Source organism: Olavius algarvensis spirochete endosymbiont, assembly GCA_900608495.1.
Lineage (GTDB): Bacteria > Spirochaetota > Spirochaetia > DSM-2461 > DSM-2461 > UBA2779.
The window spans coordinates 1-6531 of sequence record UWYT01000262.1 but is presented as its reverse complement, the minus strand read 5'-3'; the positions used below and the strand labels follow the sequence as shown (position 1 = coordinate 6531).

5 protein-coding genes are annotated in these 6531 nt (G+C 48.2%); 3 read left to right on the top strand and 2 right to left on the bottom strand.

The window, feature by feature from the left end:
• Positions 1-180 (top strand): hypothetical protein (locus S1OALGB6SA_RS10695; RefSeq protein ID WP_230204504.1); only part of this gene is annotated, 180 nt, incomplete at its 5' end.
• Positions 181-477: 297 nt separating this feature from the next.
• The gene (locus S1OALGB6SA_RS07990) at positions 478-993 is read left to right on the top strand and encodes a hypothetical protein (RefSeq protein WP_124033123.1); all 516 of its coding nucleotides are present in this window, start codon (positions 478-480) and stop codon (positions 991-993) included.
• Here S1OALGB6SA_RS07990 and S1OALGB6SA_RS07985 read toward each other — a convergent pair.
• The gene (locus S1OALGB6SA_RS07985) at positions 970-4218 is read right to left on the bottom strand and encodes a glycoside hydrolase family 2 TIM barrel-domain containing protein (protein ID WP_124033122.1); all 3249 of its coding nucleotides are present in this window, start codon (positions 4216-4218) and stop codon (positions 970-972) included. The genes S1OALGB6SA_RS07990 and S1OALGB6SA_RS07985 overlap by 24 nt on opposite strands.
• Before the next feature lie 165 nt (positions 4219-4383).
• On the opposite strand from S1OALGB6SA_RS07985, the gene S1OALGB6SA_RS07980 reads away from it, so the two are divergent.
• Complete coding sequence (locus tag S1OALGB6SA_RS07980; protein ID WP_124033121.1) at positions 4384-5961, top strand: phosphoglucose isomerase-related protein; 1578 nt, start codon at positions 4384-4386, stop codon at positions 5959-5961.
• Between the two features lie 90 nt (positions 5962-6051).
• On the opposite strand, the gene S1OALGB6SA_RS10340 is transcribed toward S1OALGB6SA_RS07980, so the two are convergent.
• On the bottom strand, positions 6052-6531 hold a 480-nt coding region (locus S1OALGB6SA_RS10340; protein WP_503465888.1), incomplete at its 5' end, for a 6-phosphofructokinase.

The window sequence follows — 6531 nt, the reverse complement described above, 5'->3', positions numbered from 1 at the left end:
TCCACGGCCACGCCGGTGGGGCTGTCAAACTGTGCCATGCTGCCGGCGCCATCTCATATGCCCCGCATCGTCACTGCCGGCTATGGTGCTTACCTCCCCAAACATACTGTCGAAACTTTGCAGAGTGCCAAAAAGACCGTGAGAGCTGGGGCATATATGGTAAAACCACTGCTCATGTGAACCTTTCGATATTGTAGACCAAAACATGTATACTCTTTGTTTGCCCCGTTGAAGTGGAAACCTCAAATCTCTTTGTTTGCCAGTCTTTGAGAAGAGAAGATCTGCCCTTCCTTGATAGAACCTTTCAAAGGAACCTCGCTTATGGCAGCTCTCCGGTGAAGCCACTGAAGGTTGCGGATTGGTTCTCCCAATTGCATGCTAATGAGACTGTGCAAAACAACCTCAGGCCAGGTGCTAGTCTAAAACCCCAAAATCCAGAAACCCAGCCATTCCAAAATCTTCCGCGTTTCTACATACATGAATCAATTAATCCCCGATGCCTTCGAATCACCCATGGGTAGTCATTTCGAAACTAACTGGGATATGCTATACAGTATGCGTTTTATGAATCGGAAAATTCTGTTCGCGGCGCTTTCAGTACTGATATCCTGCGGCATTCTGCCGAATCAAGCAGCAGACGTAGTCAACGATTTCTATGAATATCAGCATTCCGGCAGCGTGGATTTCCCGAAAGATATGTTTGTCAGCATGGAAGTGGCCGTACAGACTGGTTCTCTCTTAAGCCAGAAGAAAATGATTTATGGCTCGTATATCTCTCACAATAGAATTGGAACAAGCAGGCATATCTCGATTGGTGAGAATGGGAAAAGAGAGATTATAACCTATACCTGCATGGTTACGGGCGAGCAAGGCAGAACTCAGGAAACCTTAATGCTCGAGCGCTATGGAACTTCCGAACCTTTCCGAATCACTGCTTATGTAATTGAGGAAATGCCTGTTTTCCATGAATCACCGCCGGGAGACACTGCGTGATTCATTGTCAACGGTTCCAGGAATTTCCCTGCTAATCGTATAAGCAAAATTGCGAAGGCGAAACATCTTTATCCTATGCCTGGGCATCAAATGCAATATCCCAGGGCGGCAGCCGCCGATACCTTGTTGCCTCTCGTCAATATTCACATGTATGTTTATATCTCTATTTATTTCATGAGCGTGAGCGGCATTGTCAATCGTTTCTCGTGATTCAAACCTCGCGGAGAAATCAATTCTACTATTCTCAGAAGCAGTGAATACTATGGAAGAGCCACCGTCGGAAAATGCCACTCTTCGAACCTCAGTGCGGTTCCCATTCTCCTGGGGTTTCAAATAATTATAGTTGAGCTTTTCCACTTCTGTCTCGTGCAACCCCACAATCGTGCCGGCCTTTCTATCTATGTAACACTCCTGTGGACCAAGACCATACCAGATTACTCGTTGATAGCGAGCGGGGATAACCATTCGGCTGCCAAAGCGCGACATCTCCCTATGTGGAAGCCCCCGCATGCTTACATGAATGCGGCCGTCGTTTCTAAAAAGTAATTTCCAGATAAATTTACCTGCAAAGCCACTGATGCGAAAACGCATTTTAATCTCAAGGCCATCTGCACGCAGCTTGGATTTCCAGTTTTTCAGCCTGCGTCTTCGCCCAGCCGATTCCCATTTTCTTCCGCCTCTCATCCATTTGAGCAATCTATTCGGAAGCAGAGTATTAAACGGCTTCTCATTGCCAAGGCGTTCATTGTCGGTTGGCGCACGAAAAAAATCCGGCTGTAATGGACTTATAATAATGTTGCCCTTGCCGAAATCGAGAGCTTCGAGGGAACCTTCTTTGAGATTGATTATAGCGCCAAGTTTGCCGGCCGCGATTAGAAACCTCTCACCTTGTCGCTCATAATGCCACTTCTCTGGTTCCTGACTCTCTACACTGGATTTGGCAATTTCCCCGGATTTCTCAATCTTCAGATGCTCAAATATCAAATCTGAAACGACAACACTTCCTTGAGGTTTCGGCACTGGAAGTTGCAACCTGGCCACCAGATGCCCCGCTGGCGCCCAGCTGCTCTCTTTGAGCAGCCGAACGAAAAAGTTTAGATAGCCCTCGCCCTCGATTGGATACTCCGCGATACTCCTAAACAAATTCACCTTCTTCTCTTCTCCAGGGCCTAAATCAGGCTTACGCAAACTGCCTTCACCCAGAACGATGCCGTCGCGCTCCAAAACCCAATCTATCTGGTAGTCACTGAAATCCTTATGAGAGTTCTTGTTGCGCAGAATAACCATGCCCTGTTCAATATTCGCCGGACGAATCGAAACTGGAGCATATAGAGTCTTCACTTCCTCAAGCATTGGCTTGGCTTTTCGATCGGCGCTCCAAATACCATCGGCGCAGAATACTCCATCGTTGGGGAAATCGCCAAAGTCTCCCCCGTAGGCTAAATAACTAAATCCCTCATCCGAGAGGCGATAGAGCGCCTGGTCGGCAAAACTCCATATAAAGGCGCCCGCGATATTGGGGAAGCTATCGATTTCCCTCATATAATCCGAAAAACCTCCCAGGCTGTTTCCCATCGCATGAGCAAACTCGCAGAGAATAAATGGCTTGTGGAGATACTTATGTGGCCGGAACGGATGTCCAAAAGGACTATCTGCGAGAACCGCCCGAAGCCTTTTGCCCTTACCCACCCTACTCACCACCCCTATACTCGGATACATCAAGCTAAAAACGTCTGAGTATTTCAACCTATGGTCGCCCTCATAATGTATGGGGCGGGTGGAATCCAAAGCCAGGGCGGATTTTTTCATTTCCCTAAGATTGCTCCCCTGGCCGGCCTCGTTTCCCAGAGACCACATAATTATGCAGGGATGATTGCGATGGCTGAGTACCATCCTCTCCATTCTGTCAACGCAATTCTTGCGCCAATTTGGCCTGGAAGCGGGCAATATGCGCCGCAAACCATGGCTCTCCATATTGGCCTCGTCGATTACGTAAAGCCCGAGACGGTCGGCTGTTTCATAAAGCGCCGTCTGGTTGGGATAGTGACTGCATCGAATCGCATTGATATTGTTCCGCTTCATAAGAATCAAATCGGACTCAATAACTTCACGCGGTACGGCTTGACCAAATCGGGGATGGAAGTCATGCCTGTTCACACCGTGCAGTTTCACCGGCCGTCCATTCACCTTCAACACGCCAAATTTTTTGCTGGAATCGATATCCACCTGACGAAATCCCCATGGCATTGAACGAGTATCTAAAACGCCACCATCTTTTTCACTCAGTTCACATACAAGATTGTAGAGATTCGGTTCTTCCGCGCTCCATTTCCTGGGATTCAACACCTTAATCGAGGTTTCTATATCTGTGTTTCTGTCAGTTTGATACCTCACTGGAGTGAAGGGACAGGATGCCGCTATGTCTATGCCACCAAACTCATAGAGATACCAGCGCACAAACCTCTTTTCGAAATCAGCGAACTGAAACGAATCGAGTGTGATTGTTACAGTCAAGTCCGCATTAACAAAATCACTATCGAAACTACAGCGTGCAAAGACATCGAAAATACCGCCATCGGGTGCTGCAATCAAGCTGACGGATCTTATAATCCCGCCCAAACGCCACATATCTTGATCTTCAAGATAGCTGCCGGCGCAGTTTTTTATCACTTTGACCTTAATCTGGTTGATTCCCATCTTCAGGTGAGGGCCAACAATGAATTCCGCCGGTGAGTAGGTGTTTTGCGTATAACCAACCTCTTTGCCATTCACCCAAACCCAGGCGGCCGAGCGTATGCCCTCGAAGCGCAGTGTCACATTCGGGAGTCGTTCCTTCCATTCCGAGGGAATTCGAAATAACTTCTGATAGTATCCGGTGGGATTGTCTTCTGGATTTATCGCAGGCGGATTCTTGATATCGTGGTTCAGCGGATAGTCTATATTTAAATACTGAGGGATTCCATGTCCGTGAAGCTCCCAATTGGATGGAACCTCTATGCTTTGCCAGTCAATTGCCTCGGAATCGAGCAAGGGATTGGGTAGAAATTTGAAATCCCACTCACCATCCAGATACAATACCCATGGGCTGTCTACTTGGGCCGAAGCATCGAAGGTTGCGGGCGGCCGTTGAAATCTTCCGGGCAGTTTGTTTCTTCCGATCACCTCGGGGTTTTGCCATTCCTGGATGTGATGTTCATCAGAACTGGCACGATATCTTTTTTTCATGCAATTACAATCCGGAAATTATCATAGCGGACTTACTTGGATTGAGCCAAGGCTCTACAATTCTTGTCTTGAACGTTTATCGATGATGAACAGACGTAACCGGCCATCGGAACGATCAGGCCGGGCGATTGACACTGAACTACTAGACTGAAGGAGGAGATAGAAATGAAACTCAGTTGGAAAAACTTGGATGAGACGGACAGCTTTTCACGATTGTTGGAAATGGACAAACAGGTTGATTTGGCCATGGAGCTAACCAGGAAAAGAGCGCTTCATTGGAGGGTCGACTCAGGCGCTGGCATTTCGTTCTATTACGGTGCTTCTCTGCTGAACTCTTCACACATTGAGGCCCTTGAGGAATTGGCCGATGAACAGGAACTAATTGAAAAATACAGGGTTCTGCTAAATGGTGAACTCATTAACACTGGAGAGAGGCGGCGCGTCCTCCATCATCTTACTCGAGGACAACTTGGAGAAGATGTTGTGGAAAATGGGGTTGGATTGAGGGAATTCTATGCCCAGCAGAATGAAAGGGTGAAGGAGTTTTCAAAAAAAATTCACGCGGGGCAAATAATGGGTTCGACGGGAAAGAAATTTGATACCATTGTGCAGATTGGCATCGGTGGTTCCGATCTTGGCCCCAGAGCCCTGTATCTGGCCTTGGAGGGGATTCACAGACCGAAGATGCGGGCACAGTTCATCTCCAACGTGGATCCCGATGATGCTGCGCTGGTATGCTCCCGAGTGAATCCCGAAAGCACCCTGTTTATTCTGGTATCCAAAAGCGGAACCACCCCTGAAACGCTGGCTAACAGGGATTTGATTATCGACTGGATGAAATCCATACGAATTGAGGGCTTCGATCCGGTGGGACATTTCATTGCGGTAACCAGTAAAAACAGTCCACTGGCAGATTCAAAGTATGTGCTGACCTCATTCCAAATCGACGACAATATTGGGGGCCGATACTCCTCAACCAGCATGGTAGGTGGCGCACTTCTCTCGCTTGCCTTTGGATCAGAAGTTTTTGATGAGTTGCTCGCCGGCGCTCACGAAGTGGATGAGCGCTCTCTTGTGGAGGATGTTCGGAATAATGCGGCACTGCTTGATGCCTTGATTGGAATTTATTACAGAAATATCCTTGGTTTTCAAACTTCAGCAGTGCTCCCATACAGCCAGGCTCTGCGCAGGTTTCCGGCTCACTTGCAGCAGCTGGACATGGAATCCAATGGCAAATGCATCAATCGCTTTGGAGATAGAATTTGCTATCCCACGGGGTCAGTGATTTTTGGTGAGCCGGGCACCAATGGACAGCATTCCTTTTATCAGCTGCTCCATCAGGGAACTGATATTGTGCCGTTGCAGTTCATCGGTTTTCTGAATGAGCAGGACAAAGGGAATGTGAGAAGAGGGGGTTCAAACAGCCAGAGACAGTTGAATGCTAATCTTGTCGCACAAATTGTAGCCTTCGCCAAGGGAAAGGAAGATAAGAATCTTAACAAGAATTTTGAAGGCTGCAGGCCGAGTACTCTTCTGGTAGCTCGAAGTCTCAGTGCTCGAGTTCTTGGCGGCCTGCTTGCTCATTATGAGAACAAGGTGATGTTCCAGGGCTTCTGCTGGAATCTCAACTCCTTCGATCAGGAAGGAGTTCAGCTTGGAAAAACCCTGACCGCTGATTTGCTCGGCAGGAAATCGGGTGATGCGGCGCTGAAAGCCTACTCCGAAATTCTGGGAATAGCATAATTCGGTGCTCGGGTTGGCGCAAGCTAACTCTGGGCCATAGCCCTTCGACATACGTGCAGCGCGGGATAAACCGAAAGATTGAATCTGAGGTTAGTTCGTCAAAAGCATCGGCTGGCGTGTCGATTCGAGAACATCACGCCACAGGGAGCCACTACTGTTAACTTGCTTCCGCTGATATGTAGCCATTCGGATCGGTACATGAACCAGGAAATTGCTCCATTGGCCGATGATGCAGGCGGTTCTACCAGTCATAGCGGCATGCACTGCGTTGGCGCCAAGGCGTGCACAATAGTGGGAATCGGCAGGCCCGGCCGGAGTTGCGCGGATTATATAGCTTGGATCGATATATTTGATGTTGGCTTCGCGATTCCTGCTCAACAGATATTCTTTGATTACCTTTTGTAGAAACGGACCTATCTTGCCGTAGGTTTTCTCTTTCGAATTCAATAGATTCTGACCGGCGCCTTCCGCAACGAGTATCACCGCATGGCCACGCTTATCGAGCCTTCTTTCAAGGTTTCTGAGTAGGCCGTTTTCGCCTTCGATGGCAAATGGGATTTCGGGTATCAG